Raw genomic sequence first — 26,193 nt, forward strand, 5'->3', positions numbered from 1 at the left:
CATTTTCCCTCAGGCGTCTGGCGGGGGCAATGACAGATAGTCACTCAGGCATGTTTTTCCCAAGGATAAGCACTCAATCCACTGGAGAAACCCGCTCGCCGTTCGTTGACAAGGCAACGAACGGCTCTGGCAAAGGCCCCTGCAACAGCAATATCAAAAAGTTTTGATATTGCTGTTGCAGGGCTTTGCAGGCACCTCTAGACTGCGCCCCTATGAACCTGCACGCACCCTCCATTGAGCATGACGATTGCGACGAACTGGCCGCCCTGTGCAAGGCCGGCGGCGATCCTCTGCGGCTCAATGTATTGCGCGCACTGAGCAACGACTCGTTCGGCGTACTGGAACTGGCTCAGATCTTCGCCATCGGCCAGTCCGGCATGAGTCACCATTTGAAGGTCCTGGCCCAGGCCAACCTGGTGGCGACCCGCCGTGAAGGCAATGCGATTTTCTATCGCCGTGCCCTGCCCCATACCGAACTCCTGGGGGGCAAGCTTCACGCAGCACTGCTGGACGAAGTGGACCAGGTGCGGCTGCCGGCGGATGTCCAGGGCCGGATCGGCCTGGTGCACCGGCAACGGGCCGCAGCCAGCCAAGACTTTTTTTCCCGGGTGGCGGAGAAATTCCGCGCCCAGCAGGACCTGATCGCAGGACTGCCCCAGTACCGCGACAGTGTCCTCGCGCTGCTGGACCAGCTGAGTTTCAAGCCAATGGCCACGGCCATTGAAGTGGGCCCCGGTGACGGTGGATTTCTCCCTGAACTGGCCCGACGCTTTGCCCAGGTAACCGCTCTGGACAACAGTCCGGCAATGCTTGAACTGGCGCGCCAGCTGTGTGAGCGCGAAACATTGGCTAACGTCAGTCTGCAATTGGCCGATGCATTGGATGGCGTGCCACTGACGGCCGATTGCGTAGTGCTGAATATGGTCCTGCACCATTTCGCCGCACCGGCCGAAGCCATCAAGCAGATGGCCCGATTGCTGCAACCAGGCGGCAGCCTGTTGGTAACAGACTTGTGCAGCCACAACCAGAGTTGGGCCAAAGAGGCTTGCGGCGATCTCTGGCTAGGGTTCGAACAAGATGATTTGGCCCGCTGGGCCAGCGCTGCGGGACTGACTCCCGGGGAAAGTCTCTATGTAGGCTTACGTAATGGTTTCCAGATCCAGGTCCGCCACTTTCAGCGACCGGCTGGCGACACTCACCATCGGTAAATTTAGGAAACTCTCGAGATGAGCGAATACTCCCTTTTCACCTCCGAGTCCGTGTCTGAAGGGCATCCGGATAAAATCGCCGACCAGATTTCCGATGCGGTGCTGGACGCCATCATTGCCCAGGACAAGCATGCCCGCGTCGCGGTGGAAACCCTGGTCAAGACTGGCGTGGCCATCGTCGCTGGCGAAGTCACTACCACTGCCTGGGTCGACCTGGAACAGATCGTCCGTGACGTGATCTGCGACATCGGCTACACCAGCTCGGACGTCGGCTTCGACGGCGCCACCTGCGGCGTGATGAACATCATTGGCAAGCAATCCCCCGACATCAACCAGGGCGTTGACCGCGCCAAGCCTGAAGACCAGGGCGCCGGCGACCAGGGCCTGATGTTCGGCTACGCCAGCAACGAAACCGCTGCGCTGATGCCGGCGCCGATTGCCTTCTCCCACCAACTGGTCCATCGCCAGGCTGAAGCTCGCAAATCGGGTCTGCTGCCATGGCTGCGTCCGGACGCCAAGTCCCAGGTCACCTGCCGCTATGAAAACGGCATCGTGGTCGGTATCGACGCCGTGGTGCTGTCGACCCAGCACAACCCGGAAGTGTCCTACAACGACCTGCGTGAAGGCGTGATGGAACTGATCGTCAAGCACGTGCTGCCAGCCGAGCTGCTGCACAAGGACACCCAGTTCCACATCAACCCGACCGGCCAGTTCATCATCGGTGGCCCGGTGGGCGACTGCGGCCTGACCGGCCGCAAGATCATCGTCGACAGCTACGGCGGCATGGCCCGTCACGGCGGTGGCGCGTTCTCCGGCAAGGACCCATCCAAGGTTGACCGTTCCGCCGCTTATGCCGGTCGCTACGTGGCCAAGAACATCGTTGCCGCCGGCCTGGCCGAGCGTTGCGAGATCCAGGTGTCCTACGCCATCGGCGTGGCGCAACCGACTTCGATCTCGCTGAACACCTTCGGCACCGGCAAGATCAGCGACGACAAGATCGTCAAGCTGGTACGCGAGCACTTCGACCTGCGTCCTTACGCGATCACCACCATGCTTGACCTGCTGCACCCGATGTACCAGGAAACCGCGGCCTACGGTCACTTCGGCCGTGCCCCACAAACCAAGACCGTGGGTGAGGACACCTTCACCACCTTCACTTGGGAAAAAACCGACCGCGCCGACGCCTTGCGCGCTGCTGCCGGCCTGTAAGCTTCACCTGGCAACATCCAAAGCCCCGCCCGGCTCGCCCGGCGGGGCTTTTTTGTGGCTGAAGGTTTCCTTGCAGAGCCAGCCGACAACCGTCGATACAGGGCGCTGCGCCATTGACGACGAGTTTTGGCGCCCGATGAAACACCCGGCAAACACCTTCGTCCAAGCCCACAGCCAATCCCCTCTAGCCTTTAGCGCATGCCCATCAGAGCAAGGATGCTCCCCATGCTGCCAAGACTCTTCCTGCTGCTTCTGGCCCTCGCCGCTCTACCCGCTCAGGCCCAATGTCCTGACTGGCCAACGTCCCAGGCCAACCTGGAAATCACCGCCCTGCAACAACAGCTCAAGAACTGGGACACCCGCTACCACCGGCACGGCCAATCGCCTGTAGCCGACGAGCTGTACGACCAGTCCCGTCATCGCCTGGCCAACCTGCGGCACTGCTTTCCACAGATTCCCGTGACAGCGGACCGGCCGTTGCTCGACGCCCGGGGCAGCATCCCCCACCCTATTGCTCACACCGGAGTGGAAAAACTCCCCGATGACAATGCCGTCCAGCTCTGGCTAAAAGGTCGCGAAGGTGTTTGGGCGCAACCCAAGATCGACGGCGTGGCCGTGACCCTGATCTACCGCCAGGGTCGCTTCCACCAGGCGTTAAGTCGGGGTGACGGCCTGCTGGGCCATGACTGGAGCGCCAGCGCCCGTCAGATCCCGGCCATCCCCAAACAATTGCCACAGCCCGTGGACCTGCTGCTGCAAGGGGAGCTGTATCAACGACTGGAGCAACACATCCAGTCCCGCGCGGGCAGCCTCAATGCTCGCAGCCGGGTCGCCGGATGGCTGGCACGCAAACACCTGTCGAGGGCAGAAGCACAGCAGATCGGCCTGTTTGTCTGGGACTGGCCCCAAGGCCCCGCCATCTTGAGTGAACGCCTGGAGCAACTGGCGCAACTGGGTTTTCCCGAGGGCGGTGAATACAGCCGGCCCATCACCGGGTTCAGCGAAGCTCGGCAATGGCGAGAGCACTGGTACCGCTCACCCCTGCCCTTCGCCAGCGACGGCATCATCCTGCGGCAGAGCCAGCGCCCGGCCGCCGAGCGCTGGCAGGCCAAAGCGCCGCACTGGATCGCCGCGTGGAAATATCCCTACGCCCAGGCCCTGGCCCATGTGCGTCAGGTGCGATTCCGCATCGGCCGCACCGGACGCATCACCCCTTTGCTGGATATCGAGCCTGTCACCCTCGACGACCGACAGATCCGTCGTGTCAGCGTCGGCTCGCTACAACGCTGGCGGGCACTGGATATAGCGCCCGGCGATCAGGTGGCCATCAGCCTTGCCGGACTGACCATTCCGCGCCTGGAGAGCGTGGTACTCAGGAGCCCGCAACGCCAGGCCATCGAGGCTCCGGCCCAGGAGGACTTTCATGGCTTGAGCTGCTGGCAGCCCTCTCCCGGTTGCGAGAGTCAGTTTCTCGCGCGGCTGACCTGGCTCAGCAGCAAACAGGGCCTGGACCTGCAGAATATCGGCGAGCGAACCTGGAGCAGGCTGATTGAAACAGGGCGTATCAAAGGCCTGTTGGATTGGCTGACCCTGGATCAGGCGGAGCTTGCTAACATTGCCGGCTTCGGCAAGCGCAGCAGCTCTCGTTTACTCGAGAGCCTGCACCGGGCAAGACAGCAACCCTTCCCTCGCTGGCTGAAATCCCTGGGGCTGCCCCCCAGTGGCTCAGCTGACCTGAGCGGGCCATGGCAAACCCTGGCGCTGAAAAGCAGCCAGGACTGGCAGGACGAGGCAGGAATAGGAGCGGAACGTGCTGCGCAACTGACGGCATTCTTTCGTGATCCACAGGTACTGGCCCTGCGTGCCGCCTTGAGTGAAGCGGGTATCGAAGGTTTTTAATCCATCATCCTGGGGCGCAGGTTGAACCACCCAGGCGGGATTGGGTTCCAACACCCCACTCCCGATGCCAGCGTCAATATTTTAATTGGTTATTTTTTGATCTTTTTTCCACCTGGAGCCTTCCATGAAACTGTTTCCATCCCTCGCTGCCTTGACCCTGTGCAGCCTGATGAGCGCGCCCCTGCTGGCCGCCGAACAAGCTCCGCAACTGACCGGTTGTGCCGCCAAGCGCCAAGCGATCATGACCCAGATTGAACAAGCCAAGGCTCATGGCAATAGCAATCAGCAAGCCGGCCTGGAGCGCGCCCTGAGTGAAGTCAACGCCCACTGCACCGATGCCTCGCTGAAGAAGGATCGGGAAAACAAGGTGCTGGAAGCCAAGCACGAAGTCAGCCGGCGCCAGGCCGATCTGGAAAAAGCCATGAAGAAAGGCGACTCGGAGAAGATCAACAAGCGCAAGGACAAACTCGCCGAATCCCGCAAGGAACTGCAGCAAGCCCTGGACGAGCTGGACAAGTAAGCGGCGCTTGTCGTGGCGAGGGGGACTGCTCCCTCGCCAGCGCAAAACACCTTGTCAGAACCGCCACTCAGTGATTGCGGAATTCTTTGTGACAAGCACTGCAGACATCCTCGACCTTCTGCACTGCCGGCCCCAGGTTACTGGCCTTGTAAGGCTGGACCTGGCTGATGGTCACCAGTTCACCGGTGGCCGCCTCCAGGTTGCGTGCCAGCTCCTGGAACCGCGCCTGCTTGCGCCAGACGTCATCGGTGGCGCTGGTGTGATCTTCTTCCTTGACCTCGGGGAAGTGCTTCCAGGGTTCATGGGACAGGCTGTCGAGCTTGACCGCACCTTCGGCAAAACGCGCACCGTCGAAAGGAATCCGCCCACGCAGCATGCCCCCCAGGTCCTCGCCGATCTTGAGCATCTGTTTGAAAATTGCCTTGCGCTGACCCAGGGGAGAGTTGGGATCGACACCGCCACAGGCGGAAAGCGTCAGGCAGGCCAGCAATACAACAGAAAGTCTTTTTAGCGTCATGGTGGCTTCAGGTCAGGTCACGGAAACGGCGGCCAGTATCCTCGCCTCCCCGGCAAACACCAATAGCCCTATTAACAATAGGGGTTGCCCACTGCCACCCAGTCTGTGGATAACCCCTCAAGGAAATACAGCATGAACCCGAGCTTCCTCCGCTGGCGTCGCCACCTGCTCTGGACCCTGCCAGCCCTGGCGCTGCTTGCCGGCTGCAACGGCGGCGATAACGGCAAGCCTGCGCCAACCCACGCCTTGGCCACCTACAACAGTGCGCCGTGGGAGTCGTTGCCCAGCGTAGCCGATAACGACCTGCTGGCCGGCTTCGGCTCCTGGCGCAGTGCCTGCAACCGCCTGAAAGCCGACCCGGTGTGGGGCGCCACCTGTGCTGCAGCGGCCAACGTGCCACAGACTCCGGCCGCCATCCGCGACTTTCTCAAGGAACACCTGGAAGTCTATGGGCTGCGCTCGGGCAGCGGCAGCAGCACCGGCTTGATCACCGGCTATTACGAACCGGTGTATCCCGGCAGCCTGACCCAGACCCGAACGGCCAATGTACCGGTGTACGGCGTGCCGGACGACATGATCATCGTCGCTCTGGACAGCCTCTATCCGGAACTCAAGGGCAAGCGCCTGAGGGGCCGCCTCGAAGGCCGGGTGCTCAAGCCCTATGACGATGCCGCGACCATCGAAGCCAAGGGGGTGAAGGCTCCGGTACTGGCCTGGCTGACCGATCCGATGGACCTGCAATTCCTGCAGATCCAGGGGTCGGGAAGGATCCAGCTGGATGACGGTCGCCAACTGCGGATCGGCTACGCCGACCAGAATGGCCACCCGTACCGGCCCATCGGCCGCTGGTTGGTGGAGCAGGGGGAACTGAAAAAAGAGGACGTGACCATGGGCACCATCGCCGCCTGGGCCAAGGCCCATCCGACGCGGATTCCCGAACTGCTGGGCAGCAACCCAAGCTACGTGTTCTTCAATCGCAACCCGGACAGCAACGAAGGCCCCCGTGGCTCATTGAACGTGCCGCTGACTTCCGGCTACAGCGTCGCAGTGGATCGCAAGGTCATTCCCCTGGGCAGCCTGCTGTGGCTGTCCACCACTCGTCCCGACGGCAGCAGCCTGGTACGCCCCGTAGCCGCTCAGGACACAGGCGGCGCGATTACCGGAGAAGTCCGTGCCGATTTGTTCTGGGGCACCGGCGAGGCGGCCGGACAACTGGCCGGCGACATGAAGCAGCAGGGACAGATCTGGATGCTCTGGCCCAAGGGCGCGGCGCTGCCCAAAGTACCGGAAGTGCCCGATACCCCTTGACCCCAGTAGCCGCCGGCTTGCCGGCGGAGGCGACCATGAAGACGCTTTCGCCGGCAAGAGGGTGTTTCAGACTGAAACGAAGAAGAAACTGGCGATCAGGCCCATGCCCACGAACCACACCAGGGACCGCAGGATCGCCCAGTCCGCCAGGTAGCAGATCATGTACAGCAGACGGCTGGTGACAAACAGCACCGCCAGGACGTTGATGGTCACCAGTTCGGCGTTACCCGCCACATGGGCAATGATCACCGCCGCAGCAAATGCCGGAGTCACCTCGAAACCATTGAGCTGCGCGTTGTGGGCACGCTTGGGCAGCCCCTCCAGGGTACTCAGGAACGCCCGTGGGTCATGGTTGTAGCGAAGCCCGTATTTGCCTGCGCCCTTGGCGATGGCGGTACACAGGTAGGGCAGAACAATTGCGATCAACACACACCAGAAAGCGACAGTCATGGAGCAAATCCTTTTTTAGAGTTTTAGGGGGTGTTCAGAACTTCATCACCAACATGCCAATCAGCACCAATCCACAGGCTAAGAGCCGTGGCCGGCCGAAAGGTTCTTTCAGGTAGCGCATACCGAACAGCACCACCAGAATCACACTGATTTCACGTAGCGCCGCCGCTTCTGCAATCGAGCCCAACTGCATGGCCCAAAGCACCAGAGCGTAGCTCAACAGTACACAGAAGCCGACGCTCAGCCCCAAGCGCCACTGCTCACGCCAGAACTGCGCGAACGCGGGCCGCTTCCACACCACAGCCACCAGGGGAAAGGGCCAGGCGCTGAGCAGCGTGACCCAGGTCAGGTAGTCCAGCGGGTGCGACCAGCGGCGCAGGGCCTGGCCGTCGATAAAGGTATAGCAACCGATGCACAGGCCGATCAGCGCCACCACCGGCAGCATGCTCCAGGGCAGGCGCGCGCCGCCTCCGCCTTGCCAGAGCAGGCAAAGCATGCCGAAGGGAATCAGCAGGATGCCGAGAATTTGCTGGGTGCTCAGGACCTCGCCGGCAAAGATCAGGGTCAGGGCCAGCACCACCAGGGGCGACAAGCCGCGCATCAACGGATAGACCAGCCCCAGATCACCTACCCGATACGCCTGGATCAGCAGATAGCGGTACAAGAGTTCGAAGGCCGCCGAGGCGATGATCCAGGGCCAGATCTGCGGCGGCGGCCATTGCAGGAAAAACAGCATGATTGCCACGAACAGCAACGCCACGCTGTCCATGCAGGCCACCACCAGCAATCGTTCACCGCTGAACTTGATCAGGGTGTTCCATGCCGCATGCAGCAGCGCCGCCACCAGAACCAGACTTGTCGCCAGCACCTCACACTCCCTGTTTGCCTGAAGGTCATCGGATCTCGTGCGGCACGGTCATGCTTGGGCAGAGTGCCCGACCACAGAGCGGGAATCCTCGCATGCCGGCTGCCCGGCTTGCACTGGTTGCCCGCTTTTTTGGCAGTGGCGACAGCGAATTCGGCAGCATGGGCGTGCCCGGGGCATTTTTACCGCCAGGCCTGCAACGTCGCCCCCTCGCTGCGGTCAATGGGTGCGGCTCAACAGCATTGCCGTGGCAAGGGAGCGGACTCCCGCGCCATAACGAACTGTGTCCCGTCCCGTCGCCGGCACATCAAACCTTTGGCCTGAAAGAGTTCAGGCTGCTTTTCCTGCGATCATCCAAAGGAGTCCGGATGCTTGAACTTGTCGCTGCTTTTATCTGCCTGACCACCCTGCTCACCTACGTCAACTTCCGTTTTATCGGCCTGCCGCCGACCATCGGCGTCATGGTCACCGCCCTGCTCTTTTCCTTGTTGCTGCAAGGACTGAGCTACCTCGGTTTCCCCGGCCTGGAAGAGCATGTCGAGGAACTGATCGGCAAGATCGACTTCGGCGACCTGCTGATGAACTGGATGCTGTCGTTCCTGCTGTTCGCCGGCGCCCTGCACGTCAACCTCAACGATCTGCGCAGCTATCGCTGGCCCATCGGCCTGTTGGCCACCGTCGGCGTGCTGATCGCCACCTTCGTCATCGGCAGCCTGGCCTACTGGATCTTCGGCCTGTTCGGCTGGCACGTAAGTTTCCTCTACTGCCTGCTGTTCGGCGCACTGATTTCCCCCACCGACCCCATCGCGGTGCTGGGCGTACTGCGGACCGCCAACGCCTCCAAGCCGCTGAAGACCACTATCGTCGGCGAGTCGCTGTTCAACGACGGCACGGCGGTCGTGGTGTTCACCGTGCTGCTGGGCATCGCCCAACTGGGTGAAACCCCAACAGTGAGCGCCACTGCCTGGCTGTTCGTGCATGAAGCCATCGGCGGCGTGGTGTTCGGCGGGCTGATCGGCTACCTGGTGTACCTGATGATCAAGAGCATCGAGCAGCACCAGATCGAAGTGATGCTGACCCTGGCTCTAGTGATCGGTGGTTCGGCCATGGCCAGCGAGATCCACGTATCGGCACCGATCGCCATGGTGGTAGCCGGCCTGATCATCGGCAATCTGGGGCGCAACCTGGCGATGAACGACATGACCCGGCGTTACCTGGATGGTTTCTGGGAACTGCTGGACGACATGCTCAACGCCCTGCTGTTCGCCCTGATCGGCCTGGAACTGTTGCTGCTGCCGTTCAACTGGCTGCACCTGGCGGCCGCGAGCCTGCTGGCAGTGGCTATCGTACTGTCGCGCCTGTTGACCGTGGCCCCGGCAATCCTCCTGCTGCGCCGCTGGCGCAGCGTGCCCCGGGGCACCATTCGCGTGCTGACCTGGGGTGGCCTGCGCGGTGGCGTCTCAGTAGCGCTGGCGCTGGCCCTGCCCCTGGGGCCGGAACGCGACCTGGTGCTGAGCATCACCTACATCGTGGTGCTGTCCTCGATCCTGCTGCAGGGTCTGAGCATCGGCAAGCTGGTGCGCCATGTCACCCAGGAAACCCCGGCAGCCAAGACCGAGGCCCACTGATCACTTCTTGATCTGTCGCGGATCGGGTGCCCCTGCCCGATCCGCGTTTTTGTTCGGCGTACCGCTCTCGCTGCGCACCTGGGCATGGCTGATCAGAGCGAAGATGAAACTGCCGCCGATGATGTTCCCCGCCAGGGTCGGCCCGGCGAACACCTGCCAGAAATCCCGCCACCCCAACTCGCCGGCAAACACCAGGTAAGAGACTTCGGCCGAGCCCACCACGATGTGGGTGAAGTCCCCCAGCGCCATCAGGTAGGTGATGAGGATGATGATCCACATCTTGGCGCTCTCCATGGACGGAATCATCCACACCATGGTGGCGATCATCCAGCCGGAGATGATGCCCTTGGCGAACATCTGCGAGCTGTCGTTCTCCATCACCTTGCGGCCGATTTCCAGAAAGGCCTGGTCGGTTCGGCTGTCGAAGATCGGCAGGTGCAGCATCACGTAGGCCACCAGCAAGGTGCCGCACAGGTTACCCACCAGCACCACGCCCCATAAGCGCAACAACCGCCCGAAGTTCTGCAGGCTCGGCTTGCTCATCACCGGCAATACCGCGGTCAGAGTATTTTCCGTAAACAGTTGCTGGCGCGCGAGAATCACCGCCAGAAAGCCCGCACAGTAGCCGAAGCTGGCGATCACTTTGAAGGCTTCGCCATCCGGCAGGCGGGAGTTGAGCAGGCCCATGCCCATCAGGGACAGGCCCATGGTCAGGCCGGCAGCCAAGGCCGACCACCACAGGGCAGCGACGCTGCGCTCCAGCTCCTGATCGCCCTGGGTGCGGATGATTTCATGCAGGACCGCCGCGCGGGGCGGCTGGTTACGGTCGACGTCCTGCTGCTCCGCGGCCGAAAGACCGGGGGTTTTACCGTCGTGTCGAGTGTCCATGGGAGTCCTGAACCAGGTGGGTCGTATGAGTTACGACATGCGAGGTTCAGGGCTGTTCCGTTCGGATTGGAGACCTCAGGCTGGCGAATGGGGTCAAGGCATTCGCCGACGCGTGGGTTCAGGCTTCGTCCTTGAACTGGTCCTTGACGTACTTGATTTCGGTGCGCCCGTGAGGCGCCGGCAGGCCGTCTTCACCCAGGTTGACGAAGACCATCTTCTCTACGGTGAGAATGGATTTGCGGGTGATCTTGTTGCGCACTTCGCAGGTCAGGGTAATGGAGGTGCGACCGAACTCGGTGGCGGTGATGCCCAGCTCAATGATGTCGCCCTGGCGTGAGGCACTGACGAAGTTGATTTCCGAGATGTACTTGGTGACCACTCGCTGGTTGCCCAGCTGGACAATGGCGTAGATCGCCGCTTCTTCGTCGATCCAGCGCAACAGGCTGCCGCCGAACAGCGTGCCGTTGGGGTTGAGGTCTTCGGGCTTTACCCACTTGCGGGTGTGGAAATTCATATTCACTCCTGACCGTCCTGCCAATTGATGCCCGGCATAATGGCAGACCGGACGGTCATGCTCTACGCAACATCGACTATGGTCGCGATTAACGATCTTCATCCAGGCGACAGAAACACTTTTGGAAGTCTGGCTCTGGCGGCTATAATCGCCACCGTTTCAAAACGGTCATCTGCACTTGATACCGTTTTCCCGCCACCTGTCCGAGGGGCGCTGCAGCAGGCATGACCTGTCAGGCTCGGATGGGGCGTTGTCGGTACAGGCTTCCCTGTACGGACACTAAACGCACAACGGCGCCCATTCGCACACTACGAATGGAGGCTCTTCATGAGCGCTGTAAACACGCCTGCAGATTTTACCGACTACAAAGTCGCCGACATTTCCCTGGCCGCCTGGGGCCGTCGCGAAACCATCATCGCCGAGTCGGAAATGCCCGCTCTGATGGGTCTGCGCCGCAAGTACCTGGCTGAACAGCCACTCAAGGGCGCGAAAATCCTCGGCTGCATCCACATGACCATTCAGACCGCCGTGCTGATCGAAACCCTGGTTGCCCTGGGTGCCGAAGTACGCTGGTCGTCCTGCAACATCTTCTCGACTCAAGACCAGGCCGCTGCCTCCATCGCCGCCGCCGGCATTCCTGTGTTCGCCTGGAAAGGCGAAACCGAACAAGAGTACGAGTGGTGCCTGGAGCAGACCATCCTCAAGGATGGCCAGCCTTGGGACGCCAACATGATCCTCGACGACGGCGGCGACCTGACCCAGCTGCTGCACGACAAATACCCACAGGTACTGGATCGCGTTCACGGCGTGACCGAAGAAACCACCACCGGCGTACACCGCCTGCTGGACATGCTGGCCAAGGGCGAGCTGAAGATTCCTGCGATCAACGTCAACGACTCGGTGACCAAGAGCAAGAACGACAACAAGTACGGCTGCCGTCACAGCCTGAACGACGCCATCAAGCGCGGCACCGACCACCTGCTGTCCGGCAAGCAAGCGCTGGTCATCGGCTACGGTGACGTGGGCAAGGGCTCAGCCCAGTCCCTGCGTCAGGAAGGCATGATCGTCAAGGTTTCCGAAGTCGACCCGATCTGCGCCATGCAAGCCTGCATGGACGGTTTCGAACTGGTTTCGCCGTTCATCGACGGTATCAACAACGGCACCGAAGCCTGCATCGACAAGGCCCTGCTGGGCAAGATCGACCTGATCGTGACCACCACCGGTAACGTCAATGTTTGCGACGCAAACATGCTCAAGGCCCTGAAAAAGCGCGCCGTGGTCTGCAACATCGGCCACTTCGACAACGAAATCGACACCGCTTTCATGCGCAAGCACTGGGCATGGGAAGAAGTGAAGCCACAGGTACACAAGATCCACCGTACCGGCCATGGCGATTTCGACCCACAGAACGACGACTACCTGATCCTGCTGGCCGAAGGCCGCCTGGTGAACCTGGGCAACGCCACTGGTCACCCAAGCCGCATCATGGACGGTTCGTTCGCCAACCAGGTTCTGGCGCAGATCTTCCTGTTCGGCCAGAAGTACGCCGACCTGTCGCCAGCCCAGAAAGCCGAGCGCCTGACCGTTGAAGTCCTGCCGAAGAAACTCGACGAAGAAGTGGCCCTGGAAATGGTTCGCGGCTTCGGCGGCGTGGTCACTCAACTGACCAAGCAACAGGCTGACTACATCGGCGTGACCGTCGAAGGTCCGTTCAAGCCAGACGCTTATCGCTACTAAGAGCAGCTGCAAGCGTTGAGCTTCAAGCGGCAAGCCAGGGCCACAAGCCGGGCTTGCCGCACAAAGCCTCACGCTTTGCCCCTATTTGCTTAAACAGTGTCAGGCAACAGGCTCCAGAATCAGGAGATGAGCGCACCCACGCTTCTCTTGGCGCTTTCAGCTTGCGGCTTGTAGCTGGAGGTTGCTTCCATGTCCCAAGATCGTCGCTACAGCTTCGAGTTCTTTCCGACCAAGACCGATGCTGGGCATGAAAAACTGCTTGCCACTGCCCGTCAGCTGGCCAGCTACAACCCCGACTTCTTTTCCTGCACCTACGGTGCCGGCGGCTCGACTCGTGATCGTACGGTCAACACCGTGCTGCAACTGGAGAGCGAAGTAAAAGTCCCTGCCGCACCGCACCTGTCTTGCGTCGGCGACAGCAAGGACGACCTGCGCGGTCTGCTGCAGCAGTATCAGGCAGCTGGCATCAAGCGCATCGTTGCCCTGCGCGGCGACCTGCCTTCGGGCATGGGCATGGCCAGCGGCGAGTTGCGCCACGCCAACGATCTGGTGAGCTTCATTCGTGAAGAAACCGGCAGCCACTTCCATATAGAAGTCGCCGCCTATCCGGAGATGCACCCGCAAGCGCGCAACTTCGAAGACGATCTCACCCATTTCGTACGCAAGGCCAATGCCGGTGCCGACAGTGCGATCACCCAGTACTTCTTCAATGCCGACAGCTACTTCTACTTCGTCGAGCGCGTGCAGAAGATGGGCGTAAACATCCCGATCGTGCCGGGCATCATGCCGATCACCAACTACAGCAAGCTGGCGCGCTTTTCCGACGCCTGCGGCGCCGAGATCCCTCGCTGGATCCGCAAGCAACTGGAAGCCTACGGTGACGACAGCACCAGCATCCAGGCTTTCGGTGAGCAGGTCATCAGCCAGATGTGCGAGCGCCTGCTGCAGGGCGGCGCACCAGGACTGCACTTCTACACCCTGAACCAGGCCGACCCGAGCCTGGCCATCTGGAACAACCTGAAGCTGCCGCGCTGATCGGCAACACTTCACCAGGCCCCGGCGCAAACCGGGGCCTTTTTATTTGCCCAAGCCTTGAGCCAGAGCGGCTGGAACTCCCCCTAGCAATTGCATGATCTCTCGTCGTAATCTCCAGCAATGTCCGTCATTGCCCAGCTGCTGATAGCCCTCCTCTGCACTTGCCTGAGCGTCGCCGCCCATGGCGAGAAGCTGCGCATTGTCACCGAACCCTGGGCGCCTTATGTCTATGAGGAAAACGGCAAGGCCCTGGGGCTGGACTACGAAACCACGGCCATTGTCTTTCAGCGCCTGGGGATAGAAGTAGAGTGGCAGTTCCTACCATGGAAACGCTGCCTGGCCATGCTGGAAACCGGCCAGGCCGACGGAGCCCTGGATATCTTCCATAGCGACCAGCGCGACCGCACCTTGCTCTATCCCAGCGAACCTCTCTCGGATGTGGAGTTCGTGATGTTCTACGCCAAGCAGCGCCCACATCCGTTCAAGCATCTGGATGAACTCAAGGGCCTGACCATCGGCACCTCTCCCGGCTACCTGTATAGCGATGACTTCAGCAATTCGACCCTGTTCAACCGCGAGCCGGCGCCGACCCATGAAGCCAACTTCGGCAAGCTGCTACTGGGACGCATCGACCTGTTGATCACCGACAAGCGAGTGGGCCAGCATCTGCTGGACAGCCTGGGCATTCGCGATCAGGTCAGCCAGAACCCTACGGTCATCAGCCGCCAGAGCCAGTACCTGGCGCTGCGCCGCAACGCCGGGATGGACCTTTTGGTGCAACGCTTCGGCGCCGAACTCAAGCGCTTCAAGCGCGAACCGGCCTACGCCGAGTTGAGCGCCAAGTACGGGGCGGAACCTGTTCTGCCCCCTGTCAGGTCATCCTCTACCCGGGGGTCAGAAAAAACCGTTGAGCAGCAGGAAAGCAGCGCATACTGATTGCTCTGTTATACTCCGGCCTCCCGCCAGGCTCACGCCCGGACGCTGGAACCTGTTCAAGGCCTCTCCACCCCGCTACGGCGCAGCCAACCGGCCCGCGCGAGCCTGTGTTGGATGAGTCTTCAGGCCAGCAGGACCGGACGGGATTGCGTCCTCTTAAACGCCATTCACGCCCGGCAAGATTATCCCTTTGGGCCAAGCCCTCACTAAAACAGGATTACTCATGTCCTTTGCTTCCCTCGGTCTCTCCGAGGCTTTAGTCGGTGCCATCGAAGCCGCCGGCTACACCCAGCCTACTCCGGTGCAACAGCGGGCCATTCCCGCCGTGTTGCAAGGTCGCGATCTGATGGTCGCGGCACAGACAGGTACTGGTAAAACCGGCGGTTTCGCCCTCCCGATCCTGGAGCGGTTGTTTCCCAACGGTCACCCGGACAAATCCCAGCGTCACGGCCCGCGCCAACCGCGCGTACTGGTCCTGACCCCGACTCGCGAACTGGCCGCGCAAGTGCATGACAGCTTCAAGCTGTATGCCCGCGATCTGAAGTTCGTCAGCGCCTGCATCTTCGGCGGCGTCGGCATGAACCCGCAGGTCCAGGCCATGGCCCGTGGCGTCGATGTGCTGGTGGCGTGCCCCGGCCGCCTACTGGACCTGGCCGGCCAAGGCAGCGTCGATCTGTCCCACGTGGAAATCCTCGTGCTCGACGAAGCCGACCGCATGCTCGACATGGGCTTCGTCCATGACGTCAAGAAGGTCCTCGCCCGCCTGCCTGCCAAGCGTCAGAACCTGCTGTTCTCCGCGACCTTTTCCAAGGACATCACGGACCTGGCCGGCAAGTTGCTGCACAACCCCGAGCGCATCGAAGTCACCCCGCCGAACACCACGGTTGAGCGTATCGAGCAGCGGGTGTTCCGCCTGCCCGCCAGCCACAAACGCTCGCTGCTGGCGCACCTGATCACCGCTGGCGCCTGGGAACAGGTGCTGGTGTTCACGCGTACCAAGCACGGCGCCAACCGCCTGGCCGAGTACCTGGACAAGCACGGCCTGAGCGCTGTGGCGATCCACGGTAACAAGAGCCAGAACGCCCGCACCAAGGCCCTGGCCGATTTCAAGGCCGGCGACGTACGCATTCTGGTAGCCACCGATATCGCCGCCCGCGGCCTGGATATCGACCAACTGCCCCACGTGGTCAACTTCGAGCTGCCTAACGTCGACGAAGACTACGTGCACCGTATCGGTCGTACCGGCCGTGCCGGTCGCTCGGGCGAGGCCATCTCCCTGGTGGCTCCGGACGAAGAGAAACTGCTGAAAAGCATCGAGCGCATGACCAAGCAGAAGATCGCCGATGGCGACCTGATGGGCTTCGATGCCAGCGCCGTGGAAGCCGAGAAGCCGGAAGTGCGCGAGCGTCCGGACGTACGCAACCCGCGCAATCCTCGTGGCCCACGTGGCGACGGCCCGAACGGCGGCGGTGGCGGCGGTGGTCGCAAGGACAAGGGCAAGGACAAGGGCGGCAAAGACAAGCCGGCCCGTGGCGAGCGCCCGGCCCGCGAGCAGAAACCGCGTGAAGGCACTCCGGCCCGCGAACAGCGCCAGCCGACGCCACGTGCCGACCGGGCACCGGATGAGTTCCTCGACGACGACGTGGACAACTTCGGTAACCGCGCTGACTACGTCAGCCCATACCAGAACAAGAACAACCAGGGCCGTGGTCGCCGTCCAGGGGCTCCGGCCCAGGGCGCCGGTGCCGGCAATCCGCCACGCGGCGGCGCTGGTGGTGGCCAGGGTCGCTCAGGCAACCCACGCAACAGCAACGGCAGCACCACCGGCACCGCACCGGCCAAGCGCAGCGGCGGCCCACGCAACGGCGCCCCTCGTGACAGCCAGGGGCGTCGCGACGAGTCGCGCAATCGTCGCCCGAACCGTGACGAACAGCCACGCCAGGAGCCGGCAGTGCAGAATCCTCGGGGCAACCAGCCGAAGATCATGCACAAGGAGTCCAAGGCCGATCGCTTCCCGACGCCTGAGCAACTGGACCAGTTGCCGAGCCGCCCACGGGGCGAGAAGCCGGCACTGCTGACCCGCAATCGCTGAGTCCGCAGGCTGCAATGAAAAACGCCCCTGGTCGCAAGACCCGGGGCGTTTTTTGTGGCGACTGGTCGAGGGCGCTTTCTGTAGCTGCTGCCGCAGGCTGCGAACGACGGGGAGCCCGGCGCAAGGGCCTGCCAGGCTCACCGGGTTGCATGACGGGCAATAAAAAACGCCCCCGATTTGTGGTCGGGGGCGCTTTTTTTGCCTTGGCGCAGATTGCGATCAGTCCAATAAGGGCTGTGCGAATTGAATCGCGAAGGCCCTGCGGGCCTTATCGCAGCCTGCGGCAGCGGTTACAGACGAAGCATTACTTCGCTTTCACACCTTCAAAGGTGATGTACAGGTCGACGTTGTTGGACGCCGGGCCCAGGTCCATCATCTTGCCGAAATCCTGGCGATTGATGCTGGTGGTGCCTTCGAAGCCGGCACGGTAGCCGCCCCATGGGTCCTTGCCTTCACCCAGGAAGGTGGCCTTGACCACAACCGGCTTGGTCACACCGTGCAGGGTCAGGTCGCCGGCCACGTCAGCGGTCAGCTTGCCGTCGGCATTCTTGCCGGTAGGCTTGACGCTGGTGGAGACGAACTTGGCATCGGCAAACTTGCCAGCGTCGAGGAAGTCCTTGCTGGTGATGTGCTTGTCACGTTCGGCGTGGTTGGTGAACACGCTGGCGGTGCGCACATTGACTTCGATCTTGGCGTCTTCAGGCTTGGCCGCGTCGAAGCTGAACTTGCCGTCCAGGTCCTTGAAGGTACCGGTGATGAAGCTGTAGCCCAGGTGGCTGATCTTGAAGTCGATGAAGGCGTGCTGGCCTTCCTTGTCGATCACGTAGTCCGCTGCCATCACTTGACCGGCCGCCAATACAGCCGATCCGATTGCCAGAGCGGCGAGAGTCTTTTTCAACATGCTTTCTATTCCTTTTGAGTCGAGGTTGAACATCAGGCTTTGCGACCCAGCATTCGGCTGAGGGTCGCATCACGATCGATAAAGTGGTGCTTCAAGGCCGCCAGACCATGGATGCCGGCAAAGATCACCAGCGCCCAGGCCAGGTACAGATGCACCACGCCTGCTACATCTGCCTGGTCCGGCAGTCCGGAAACCAGGGCAGGAACTTCAAACAAGCCAAACACCGGGATACCGACGCCGTCTGCGGTGGAGATCAGGTAACCGGCAATCATGACCGCGAACAGACCCAGGTACAGGAACCCATGTCCCAACTTGGCCCCCAGGCGGGTCAGACGTCCATGATTGGCCGGTGCCGGTGGTGGTGGGCTGACAAACCGCCACAGCACCCGCAGCAGCATGATCGCAAACAGCGTCAGGCCAATACTCTTGTGCAGGTCCGGGGCGTCTTTGCGCCAGGTGCTGTAGTAGTCGAGACCGACCATCCACAGGCCCAGAGCGAACAATCCGAAGACGGCCAGGGCCACGCCCCAGTGCAGAACAATGCTTACCCAGCCGTAGCGCGAAGAAGAATTACGTAACTGCATCGAGTTGCATCCTGTAAGAAACGCTGACCAAGACTAGCGATTTACCTATCGAATTAAAGCGAAAAATTTTGCTTTGAAATATCGAGAAATACGATCGATAGTCTGGGCCGGGCTCGTTAAGAAAAGATTAAGGACCATTTCAGAAGACTCAGGGATAACCAAGGGCGGGTGCCCTGGCAGCTCTCAGACACGTCTTTGCGTACAGGGCGCATTTGTCTGACCGCCGCCCCACACAATAGGTTGTCCCGCGGCCATGCATTGCATAGGCTTGCCCGATTCCGCCTCCAGGAGACTCTACATGGGCCTGAATAACCAGTGGATGCAACGCGATCTCGCGGTACTGTGGCATCCCTGCACCCAGATGAAAGACCACGAACAACTGCCTTTGATCCCCATCAAGCGCGGTGAAGGTGTCTGGCTGGAAGACTTCGAAGGCAAACGCTACCTGGACGCGGTCAGTTCCTGGTGGGTCAATGTATTCGGCCACGCCAATCCGCGCATCAACCAACGCATCAAGGATCAAGTGGACCAGCTGGAGCATGTGATCCTCGCCGGTTTCAGCCACCAGCCGGTGATCGAGCTGTCCGAGCGCCTGGTGCAGATCACCCCCGAAGGCCTGACCCGCTGCTTCTACGCCGACAACGGTTCGTCGTGCATCGAAGTGGCGATGAAGATGAGCTTCCACTACTGGCTCAACCGCGGCCAGCCGGCCAAGAAGCGCTTCGTCACCCTGAGCAACAGCTACCACGGCGAAACCATCGCCGCCATGTCGGTGGGCGACGTACCGCTGTTCACCGAGACCTACAAGGCCCTGCTGCTGGACACCCTCAAGGTGCCTAGCCCGGACTGCTACCTGCGTCCCGACGGCATGAGCTGGGAAGAGCATTCGCGAAACATGTTCGCCGCCATGGAACAGACCCTGGCCGAACACCACGACACGCTAGCCGCAGTCATCGTCGAGCCATTGATCCAGGGCGCCGGCGGCATGCGCATGTACCACCCGGTGTACCTCAAGCTGCTGCGCGAAGCCTGCGACCGCTACGGCGTGCACCTGATCCATGATGAGATCGCCGTGGGCTTCGGCCGTACCGGCAGCATGTTCGCCTGCGAGCAGGCCGGCATCCGTCCGGACTTTCTGTGCCTGTCCAAGGCCCTGACCGGCGGCTACCTGCCTCTGGCCGCGTGCATGACCACCGATGAGGTCTACAGCGCCTTCTACGATGACTACCCCACCCTGCGCGCCTTCCTCCACTCCCACAGCTACACCGGCAACCCGCTGGCCTGTGCGGCGGCGCTGGCGACCCTGGACATCTTCGAGCAGGACAACGTCATCGAGAACAACCGCGCCCTGTCCCAGCGCATGGCCAGCGCCACTGCGCATCTGGTGGATCACCCCCACGTGGCCGAAGTGCGCCAGACCGGCATGGTCCTGGCCATCGAAATGGTCCAGGACAAGGCCAGCAAGAGCGCCTACCCGTGGCAGGAACGTCGCGGCCTGAAGGTGTTCCAGCACGCCCTGGAACGCGGCGCCCTGTTGCGTCCCCTGGGCAACGTGGTGTATTTCCTGCCGCCCTACGTGATCACCCCGGAGCAGATCGACTTCCTCGCCGAAGTCGCCAGCGAAGGCATCGACATCGCCACCCGCGACAGCGTCAGCGTGGCCGTGCCCAAGGACTTCCACCCGGGCTTCCGCGATCCGGGCTGAGTCCCTCGCCCCGCTCCTGCACCCTCTGGCGCAGGAGCGGGCTTGTCAGCGAAGCGCTTCGACACGCACCGCACCATCGTTCATCGCCGGCAAGCCGGCTCCTACAGCACAGAGAAACCAGATGAGATTGTCCCGCTTCTTTATCGACGCCCCCTTGAGCCTTGGCGAACACGAACTGCCGGAAGCCCAGGCCCATTACATCGGACGCGTGCTGCGCATGGCCGAAGGTGATGCCTTGCAGGTGTTCGACGGCTCAGGGATGGAGTTTCGCGGCACGCTGGTGGAAGTGGGCAAGAAGCGGGTACGGGTGCAGCTGGATGAAAGCTTTGCCGGCCAGGACGAGTCACCGCTGCAGATTCACCTGGGCCAGGGCCTGTCCCGGGGCGAGCGCATGGACTGGGCGATCCAGAAAGCCACCGAACTTGGGGTCAGCGAAATCACCCCGATCTTCAGCGAGCGCTGCGAAGTGCGGCTCAAGGACGAACGCGCCGACAAGCGCCTGCTGCACTGGCGCCAGGTGGCCATCAGCGCCTGCGAGCAATGCGGTCGTTCCCGCGTTCCGCTGATTCATCCGCCCGTGCTGCTGGCGGACTGGATCAAGCAGACCCAGGCGGACCTGAAACTGGTCCTGCATCCCGTGGCCCAGCCCCTGGAAAGCCACGCCAAACCCCAGACCCTGGCCTTCCTGATTGGCCCGGAAGGCGGCCTGTCCGATGCCGAAGTGGAGCAGGCCCACGGTGCAGGCTTTCTGCCTGCCCGTCTTGGCCCTCGCGTGCTGCGCACCGAAACCGCCCCCGTGGTCGCCCTGGCCGTGGCCCAGCAACTGTGGGGCGACTTCTAAAACAGTCCCCGTTCAAACACCCACCGTAGGTGGCGGCGCAACAGCCGGTTATTGCACCGGGTCGCTGGTGGGCTGGGCGATGATCGCCTTCAGCTCGGCAGTCATGGGGAACTCCAGGTTCAGGCCCTTGGGCGGAATCGGCTGCTGAAACCAGCGCTGGTAGATGCCGTTGATCTCGCCACTGCGATACAGATCCGCCAGGACCCCATTCACCAGGGCCAGGAACTGCGGGTCATCCTTGCGCACCATGCAGCTGTAGATCTCACGCGACTGCTCCTCCCCCACCACCACCCAATTGTGCGGGTCCCGCGCCTTGGCCCGTTCGCCGTAGAGCAGCGCATCATCCATGTAGAACGCCGCCGCACGCCCCGACTGCAGCATCTGGAACGCCTCGCCGTGGTCCTTGGCGCTGATCACGAACATGTCGATCTTGTGCTCGACGTTGTAACTCTTGAGAAACCGCTCGTTGGTGGTCCCCGCCGTGGTCACCACGTTCTTGCCCCGCAGGTCGGCGAAGCTTTTGATCCCGCTGTCCTTGGCGGTCAAGAGTTGCCCTTTGACGTAGATAAAACCGTAGGAAAACGCCACCTGCTTCTGCCGCTCGGCGGTAACCCCAGTGGAACCGCACTCCAGGTCCACGGTGCCGTTCTGCACCAGGGGAATGCGCGTCTGCGAGGTCACCAGGTTGTACTTCACCCTCAGCTTGGGCAGGTGCAACTGCTGCTGGATGCGCTCCACCACCTTGCCCGCCAGCTCCACCGAATAGCCCATGGGCTGGCCGCTGTTGTCGCCGACGTAGGAAAAGGGCACCGAGGCATCGCGATAACCCAAGGTAATACTGGAGCTATTGGCGATCTTGGCCAGGGTGCCGTCCAGGGGCGCCTCGTTGGCCTGGGAAACGGCGCTGAACAACAGCCCCAGGGTGCAGCCGAGCAACGTGATCTTATGCATTGTTATTCTCCGTTGTGGGTAGAGGTGATTCAGCGGCGAACAGCGATGACGCTGATTTCGACGAGGATCTGCGGGCGCGCCAGGGCCGCCTGCAAGGTCGTGCGCGCCGGCGCCTGCCCGGGGGACAGCCAGGCCGACCAGACTTCGTTCATCACCGCGAAATCGGCCTGGATGTCCTTGAGGTAGATCGTCGCGCTCAAGAGATGATCCTTGTCGCTGCCCGCCTCGGCCAGCAAGGCGTCGATCTTCTCCAGGACCTCCCGGGTCTGGCCGCCGATGTCGCTGCTAGAGCCCGGCACCTGGCCGGAAAGGAACACCAGTCCGGCAAAGGTGACGGCGCCGCTGAGGCGATGGTTGCTGTGGATACGCTGGATACTCATCTGAAGACTCCTGTTGAACGTTCAGGCGACGCGGGGCGCCAGGCCCTGCATGTCGATGCTGGTGGAACGCTGGCCAATCAGTTCGCCCAGCAGCTGGCCACTGCCACAGGCCAGGGTGAATCCCAGCGCGCCGTGACCAAGGTTGAGCCACAGATTGCGATAGGCGGTGGCGCCGATCAGCGGCACGCCGCTGGGAGTGGCGGGACGCATCCCGGCCCATTCGCTGGCCGCCGCATAATCACCGGCGGCGGCGAAGGTCTGCTCGGCCTGACGCCGCATCAAGGCCAATCGAGCCGGGTCCGGGGACGGATCGAAGCCGACGATGTCGACCATGGCCGCCACCCGCAACTGCTGGCCGATCCGGGCGTAGACGATCTTGCGGTTGTAGTCGGTGATGCTGATATCCGGCGCGCGGTGCTCAGGACCGATGGGCACGCTGAGGCTATAGCCCTTGAGCGGATACAGGGGCAGCTTGAGCCCGGGCAGGCGCAGCTCGGCGCTGCGGTGACCGGCCGCCAGCACCAGGTGCTCCACCGCTAAGAGCCGGTCGCCCAGATCGATGGCCTGCACCCGGTCGCCCTGGTGATGAATGCCCCGAACCCGCTGGCCCAGGAGCATCTCGCAACGCCCGGAAGCCCGCAGCCGCGCCGCCAACTGCTGGCAAAAGCCATGACAGTCGGCCACTTCCTCGTCGGGGGTGTGGATGCCGCCGACAAAGGGCGCGTCGCCCAGGGTCGGTTCCAGCGCCGTGCACTCGGCGGCCGACAACACCTGCTGCTGGCGGCGGTCCGCGAGGTTGTGCCGGGCGTGGTCGAAGCTGCCACGCTCACGAAAGGTCACCAGCTTGCCATTGCGCCGCCAGTCGAAGCCCTGCAGGCCATCCTCTTCGCGCCAGCGTTGCAGGGTACTCTGGCTGAGCAATGCCAAACGCAGCAGGTGGGCGCCATTGCGCTGGTTCACCGAATGCCGACAGGCACCGAGAAACCCCGCCAACCAACGCCATTGCGCCGGGTCCAGGCGCGGGCGCAGCTTGAGCGGCGAGTCGCCCTTGAGCATCCAGCCCAGGGCCTGCCAAGGCACACCGGCATCGGCCAGAGGCGCTACATAGCGATAGGACAACTGCCCGCCATTGGCGAAGCTGGTCTGGCTGCCGAGGGCATCCTGGGCTTCCACCAGCGTCACTTCCAGGCCCTGGCGAACCAGGGCATAGGCGCTGGCCAGGCCAATGACGCCACCGCCGATGATGCAAACCCGCTGACTCATGACTGTCCCCGACCGCTTGTTGAATGGCGCAAGGTTAGGGGCAGGTGACAGGCGCCGAACAATGAATAAAGATGGACCACCCATAAACAAAGGTTATGGACTGCCCATGCGACTGCGTCACATCGAAATCTTCCAGGCCATTCGCCAGACCGGCTCCATCAGCGGCGCCGCGCAGCTGCTGCACGTCTCCCAGCCGGCAGTGAGCAAGGTCCTGCAGCACGCCGAACTGCAACTGGGTTTTCCGTTGTTCCTGCGGGTACGGGGCAAGTTGCAGCCCACGCCCGAAGCCCTGGAGCTGGAGCGGGAAGTGGACAAGGTCAGCGAAAGCCTGCAAGGGGTCAGGCGGCTGGCGCAGAACCTGCGCCGGGCGCCGGGCCAGAGCCTGCGCATCGGCGCCACCCCAGCCCTGGCCCTGGCACTGCTGCCGCCGGCCATCAGCGAATGGACCCGCCGCTACCCGGACAGCCTGTGCGAACTGTCCAGCGCCCATAGCCGCGAACTGGTGCAGAACCTGCTGATGCGGGAAATCGATGTGGCCCTGACCCTGCAGCGCCCGGATCACCCCGGGCTCTGTGCACAGCCCCTGGCCGAGGGCGTGCTGGTGGCCCTGGCACCGCTGGACTACTGGCCGGAGCCAACCCGGGGCCAGCCACTGGCCCTGATGGAACTGGCGGATGCACCGCTGATTGGCCTGAGTAGCACCGATCCGCTGTCAGCCCGGCTCGACAGCTACCTCAAGACCGTGGAACCGCCGCCTCGGGTGAGCATTGCCGTTCAGACCTACTCCCTGGCCCGAGCCATGGTGGAGTCCGGTGCCGGGCTGGCCTTGATCGATCCCTTCACCGCCCTGGGCGCCTCACCGGCCAGCACCGCCATCCGCCCCCTGAGTCCGCCCCTGCCCATCACCCTGTACGCCGTGACCCGCACCGCCGAACCGCCGCCCCACACCCTGGCCAGCCTGCTGCAGATTTTCTCTCGTCAGGCCCAGGCCCAGCTGGACCACCCCTTATAGGACGTAGAACAGGATGGCGATGAAGTGCAGCAGGCTGCCGGCGATCACGAACAGGTGCCAGATGCCATGGGCATGGCGCAGGCGGCTATCCAGGGCAAAGAAGATGATGCCCACGGTGTACAGCACGCCACCCGAGGCCAGCCAGGCAAAACCGGTGGGCCCCAAGGCCGCCAGCAGCGGCTTGACCGCCACCAGCACGATCCAGCCCATGACCGCGTAGATCACGATGGACAGAATTCGCGCCTCGGAACGCGGCTTGATCTCCTGCAGGATGCCAATCAGCGCCAACCCCCAGACAATCCCGAACAGGGTCCAGCCCCAGGGCCCGCGCAGGGTCACCAGGCAGAAGGGGGTGTAGCTGCCGGCAATCAGCAGATAGATGGAAAAGTGATCGACCTTCTGCATGATGCCTTTGGCCCGCCCACGCACGCTGTGGTAGACCGTGGACACGCTGTAGAGCACCAGCAAGGTGAAGGAATAGATCGCCACACCGACGATCTTCCACGGGTCGCCATCGAGGCTGGCCAGCACCACCAGCCAGATCCCGCCGACAAACGCGGCGATCGCTCCCAGCAAGTGGGTCCAGGCGTTGAATCTTTCTCCGTGATACATCTGTCGCTCACCCTTGAAACATTGAAAAAACACGCAAGGCTCAGGCCTGCAGCTTGAAAGCGCAACATGTCTATTGGGGCACGGCCAATAAAAAACCAGCGGCCACGCCCTGACTCATCGGGCATCATCAGCCCCTCATCAGCCGAGGCCAGTCCATGCTCATCGACGAAGAGTTGACCCTGAAAAAGCTCGAAGTGTTTCTGGCCTTCATGCGCACCGGCAATCTGGCCCGCGCTGCCGCCGAGTTGCAGACCAGCAATGTCAGCGTGCACCGGGCCATCCACTCCCTGGAAAACGCTCTGCGCTGCCCGCTGTTCAAGCATGAGGGGCGCAACCTGACGCCGCTGGAAAGCGCCTTCGTACTGGAAGAGCGGGCCCAGAAACTGGTCCAGGACGTGGTCGAGAGCGTGCGCCTGACCCGTGAAGCGGCGGGCTTCTCGGCAGAACGTTTCAAGCTCGGCGCGCTTTACTCGCTGACGGTGAAAACCGTACCGCAACTGATCATGGGCCTGAAGCTGCGCCGCAGTGAACTGAACATCGACCTGATCCTGGGCTCCAACATCGACCTGCTGTACAAGCTCAAGAACATGGAAGTGGACGCCATCCTGATTTCCCTGGACGACAGCGTCAACGACCCGGACTGCGAACAACTGCCGCTGTTTTCCGACGACATTTTCCTTGCCACCCCCGCCGATTCGCCCTTCGCCCAGCAGCGTGAAGTGGACCTGGCGGATGTACGGGATGCCACCTTCATCACCCTGACCCAGGGCTTTGCCACTCATCAGGACGGGGCGCGGGTGTTCAAGCAGGCGGGGTTCGAACCCAAGGTAGCGATGCAGGTCAACGACATCTTCACCTTGCTGAGCATGGTCAGTTCAGGGGTGGGTTATGCGTTGCTGCCGGGGAGGATCGCGGCCGTCTACGAAAACCGCGTGAAACTGATACCGCTGCAGGCGCGCTACCGCCTGCAGCAACATATCGGCGTGGTGTTTCTCAAGGCCAAGGAACGCGACCCGAACCTGTTGGCACTGTTGGCCGAATGCCGGATGTACGCCAATCGGCAAATCACGTAGGAAGCCGGTTCCTGCCAAAACGCGTCATTCGCAACACCGCAACCCGCCGTAAGCGAAGGCGTCCA

General features: G+C 62.3%; 25 protein-coding genes and 1 riboswitch. Of the genes, 14 read left to right on the plus strand and 11 right to left on the minus strand.

Annotation, left to right across the window (positions count from 1 at the left end; all coding sequences use genetic code 11):
- Nucleotides 1–212: 212 nt before the first annotated feature.
- The 4 genes from LOY69_RS28070 (at nt 213) to LOY69_RS28085 (ending at nt 4,836) form a co-directional block, all read left to right on the plus strand.
- Entirely contained in the window at nt 213–1,208 is a 996-nt protein-coding gene (locus LOY69_RS28070; protein WP_102881134.1) for an ArsR/SmtB family transcription factor, read from the plus strand.
- An 18-nt stretch (nt 1,209–1,226) separates the two neighbouring features.
- Nucleotides 1,227–2,417, plus strand: coding sequence for a methionine adenosyltransferase (metK, locus tag LOY69_RS28075; RefSeq protein ID WP_102862039.1), 1,191 nt, complete (start codon nt 1,227–1,229; stop codon nt 2,415–2,417).
- Nucleotides 2,418–2,633: 216 nt separating this feature from the next.
- Nucleotides 2,634–4,316, plus strand: coding sequence for an NAD-dependent DNA ligase LigB (ligB, locus tag LOY69_RS28080; protein WP_265073882.1), 1,683 nt, complete (start codon nt 2,634–2,636; stop codon nt 4,314–4,316).
- Nucleotides 4,317–4,440: 124 nt separating this feature from the next.
- Complete coding sequence (locus LOY69_RS28085) at nt 4,441–4,836, plus strand: DUF1090 domain-containing protein (protein ID WP_102862041.1); 396 nt, start codon at nt 4,441–4,443, stop codon at nt 4,834–4,836.
- Between the two features lie 67 nt (nt 4,837–4,903).
- On the opposite strand, the gene LOY69_RS28090 is transcribed toward LOY69_RS28085, so the two are convergent.
- Complete coding sequence (locus tag LOY69_RS28090) at nt 4,904–5,353, minus strand: c-type cytochrome (protein WP_265073883.1); 450 nt, start codon at nt 5,351–5,353, stop codon at nt 4,904–4,906.
- 132 nt (nt 5,354–5,485) lie between these two features.
- Here LOY69_RS28090 and LOY69_RS28095 point away from each other — a divergent pair, with 132 nt between their 5' ends.
- Entirely contained in the window at nt 5,486–6,661 is a 1,176-nt protein-coding gene (locus LOY69_RS28095; RefSeq protein ID WP_110652415.1) for a murein transglycosylase A, read from the plus strand.
- Between the two features lie 66 nt (nt 6,662–6,727).
- Here the strand turns inward: LOY69_RS28095 and LOY69_RS28100 are convergent, their stop codons facing one another.
- Both LOY69_RS28100 and LOY69_RS28105 read right to left on the minus strand, forming a co-directional pair.
- A complete protein-coding gene (locus tag LOY69_RS28100; RefSeq protein WP_102862043.1) occupies nt 6,728–7,111 on the minus strand; it encodes an MAPEG family protein in 384 nt (127 codons plus the stop codon).
- Between the two features lie 34 nt (nt 7,112–7,145).
- On the minus strand, nt 7,146–7,979 hold the full coding sequence (locus LOY69_RS28105; protein ID WP_102862044.1) for an EamA family transporter: 834 nt from the start codon (nt 7,977–7,979) through the stop codon (nt 7,146–7,148).
- Between the two features lie 365 nt (nt 7,980–8,344).
- Between LOY69_RS28105 and LOY69_RS28110 the strand changes: the two genes are divergently transcribed.
- Complete coding sequence (locus tag LOY69_RS28110; protein ID WP_123389898.1) at nt 8,345–9,604, plus strand: cation:proton antiporter; 1,260 nt, start codon at nt 8,345–8,347, stop codon at nt 9,602–9,604.
- On the opposite strand, the gene LOY69_RS28115 is transcribed toward LOY69_RS28110, so the two are convergent.
- Both LOY69_RS28115 and LOY69_RS28120 read right to left on the minus strand, forming a co-directional pair.
- Nucleotides 9,605–10,492, minus strand: a complete 888-nt coding sequence (locus tag LOY69_RS28115; protein WP_102862046.1) for a formate/nitrite transporter family protein — start codon at nt 10,490–10,492, stop codon at nt 9,605–9,607. It abuts the gene before it with no gap.
- 118 nt (nt 10,493–10,610) lie between these two features.
- Nucleotides 10,611–11,006, minus strand: coding sequence for an acyl-CoA thioesterase (locus LOY69_RS28120; RefSeq protein ID WP_060841501.1), 396 nt, complete (start codon nt 11,004–11,006; stop codon nt 10,611–10,613).
- A 199-nt stretch (nt 11,007–11,205) separates the two neighbouring features.
- A riboswitch (S-adenosyl-L-homocysteine riboswitch) is annotated at nt 11,206–11,312 on the plus strand.
- Nucleotides 11,313–11,333: 21 nt separating this feature from the next.
- On the opposite strand from LOY69_RS28120, the gene ahcY reads away from it, so the two are divergent.
- The 4 genes from ahcY to LOY69_RS28140 all read left to right on the plus strand — a co-directional run bounded on the left by ahcY (nt 11,334) and on the right by LOY69_RS28140 (nt 16,806).
- Nucleotides 11,334–12,743 (plus strand): adenosylhomocysteinase, encoded by a 1,410-nt coding sequence (gene ahcY / locus LOY69_RS28125; RefSeq protein ID WP_102862047.1) that lies wholly within the window; start codon nt 11,334–11,336, stop codon nt 12,741–12,743.
- Between the two features lie 189 nt (nt 12,744–12,932).
- Nucleotides 12,933–13,778, plus strand: a complete 846-nt coding sequence (gene metF / locus LOY69_RS28130; RefSeq protein WP_102881139.1) for a methylenetetrahydrofolate reductase [NAD(P)H] — start codon at nt 12,933–12,935, stop codon at nt 13,776–13,778.
- Nucleotides 13,779–13,898: 120 nt separating this feature from the next.
- Nucleotides 13,899–14,714, plus strand: a complete 816-nt coding sequence (locus LOY69_RS28135) for a substrate-binding periplasmic protein (protein ID WP_110594367.1) — start codon at nt 13,899–13,901, stop codon at nt 14,712–14,714.
- Nucleotides 14,715–14,937: 223 nt separating this feature from the next.
- Nucleotides 14,938–16,806: a DEAD/DEAH box helicase gene (locus LOY69_RS28140; protein WP_102862050.1), complete on the plus strand. Its 1,869-nt coding sequence runs from the start codon at nt 14,938–14,940 to the stop codon at nt 16,804–16,806.
- Nucleotides 16,807–17,110: 304 nt separating this feature from the next.
- On the opposite strand, the gene LOY69_RS28145 is transcribed toward LOY69_RS28140, so the two are convergent.
- Nucleotides 17,111–17,707 carry a YceI family protein gene (locus tag LOY69_RS28145; RefSeq protein WP_102881142.1) on the minus strand — a complete coding sequence of 199 codons (597 nt, stop codon included), beginning with the start codon at nt 17,705–17,707 and terminating at the stop codon, nt 17,111–17,113.
- A 32-nt stretch (nt 17,708–17,739) separates the two neighbouring features.
- Nucleotides 17,740–18,291, minus strand: a complete 552-nt coding sequence (locus LOY69_RS28150; protein WP_102881143.1) for a cytochrome b — start codon at nt 18,289–18,291, stop codon at nt 17,740–17,742.
- 298 nt (nt 18,292–18,589) lie between these two features.
- Here LOY69_RS28150 and LOY69_RS28155 point away from each other — a divergent pair, with 298 nt between their 5' ends.
- Together LOY69_RS28155 and LOY69_RS28160 are read left to right on the plus strand one after the other, a co-directional pair.
- Complete coding sequence (locus LOY69_RS28155) at nt 18,590–19,996, plus strand: adenosylmethionine--8-amino-7-oxononanoate transaminase (RefSeq protein WP_110652416.1); 1,407 nt, start codon at nt 18,590–18,592, stop codon at nt 19,994–19,996.
- A 121-nt stretch (nt 19,997–20,117) separates the two neighbouring features.
- A complete protein-coding gene (locus LOY69_RS28160) occupies nt 20,118–20,837 on the plus strand; it encodes a 16S rRNA (uracil(1498)-N(3))-methyltransferase (RefSeq protein ID WP_102881145.1) in 720 nt (239 codons plus the stop codon).
- Between the two features lie 48 nt (nt 20,838–20,885).
- On the opposite strand, the gene LOY69_RS28165 is transcribed toward LOY69_RS28160, so the two are convergent.
- The 3 genes from LOY69_RS28165 to LOY69_RS28175 are packed head-to-tail and all read right to left on the minus strand — an operon-like array spanning nt 20,886 to nt 23,431.
- The gene (locus LOY69_RS28165) at nt 20,886–21,788 is read right to left on the minus strand and encodes a transporter substrate-binding domain-containing protein (RefSeq protein ID WP_265073884.1); all 903 of its coding nucleotides are present in this window, start codon (nt 21,786–21,788) and stop codon (nt 20,886–20,888) included.
- A 29-nt stretch (nt 21,789–21,817) separates the two neighbouring features.
- A complete protein-coding gene (locus LOY69_RS28170; RefSeq protein WP_102881147.1) occupies nt 21,818–22,168 on the minus strand; it encodes a RidA family protein in 351 nt (116 codons plus the stop codon).
- Between the two features lie 21 nt (nt 22,169–22,189).
- Entirely contained in the window at nt 22,190–23,431 is a 1,242-nt protein-coding gene (locus LOY69_RS28175) for a D-amino acid dehydrogenase (RefSeq protein ID WP_265073885.1), read from the minus strand.
- Between the two features lie 106 nt (nt 23,432–23,537).
- On the opposite strand from LOY69_RS28175, the gene LOY69_RS28180 reads away from it, so the two are divergent.
- Nucleotides 23,538–24,443, plus strand: a complete 906-nt coding sequence (locus tag LOY69_RS28180; protein ID WP_110594354.1) for a LysR family transcriptional regulator — start codon at nt 23,538–23,540, stop codon at nt 24,441–24,443.
- Here the strand turns inward: LOY69_RS28180 and trhA are convergent.
- Nucleotides 24,438–25,055, minus strand: coding sequence for a PAQR family membrane homeostasis protein TrhA (gene trhA / locus LOY69_RS28185; protein WP_102881150.1), 618 nt, complete (start codon nt 25,053–25,055; stop codon nt 24,438–24,440). The genes LOY69_RS28180 and trhA overlap by 6 nt on opposite strands.
- A gap of 155 nt (nt 25,056–25,210) precedes the next feature.
- Between trhA and LOY69_RS28190 the strand changes: the two genes are divergently transcribed.
- A complete protein-coding gene (locus LOY69_RS28190) occupies nt 25,211–26,128 on the plus strand; it encodes a LysR substrate-binding domain-containing protein (RefSeq protein ID WP_265073886.1) in 918 nt (305 codons plus the stop codon).
- Nucleotides 26,129–26,193 lie beyond the last annotated feature (65 nt).

Source organism: Pseudomonas sp. B21-059 (assembly GCF_026016285.1).
GTDB lineage: Bacteria > Pseudomonadota > Gammaproteobacteria > Pseudomonadales > Pseudomonadaceae > Aquipseudomonas > Aquipseudomonas danubii.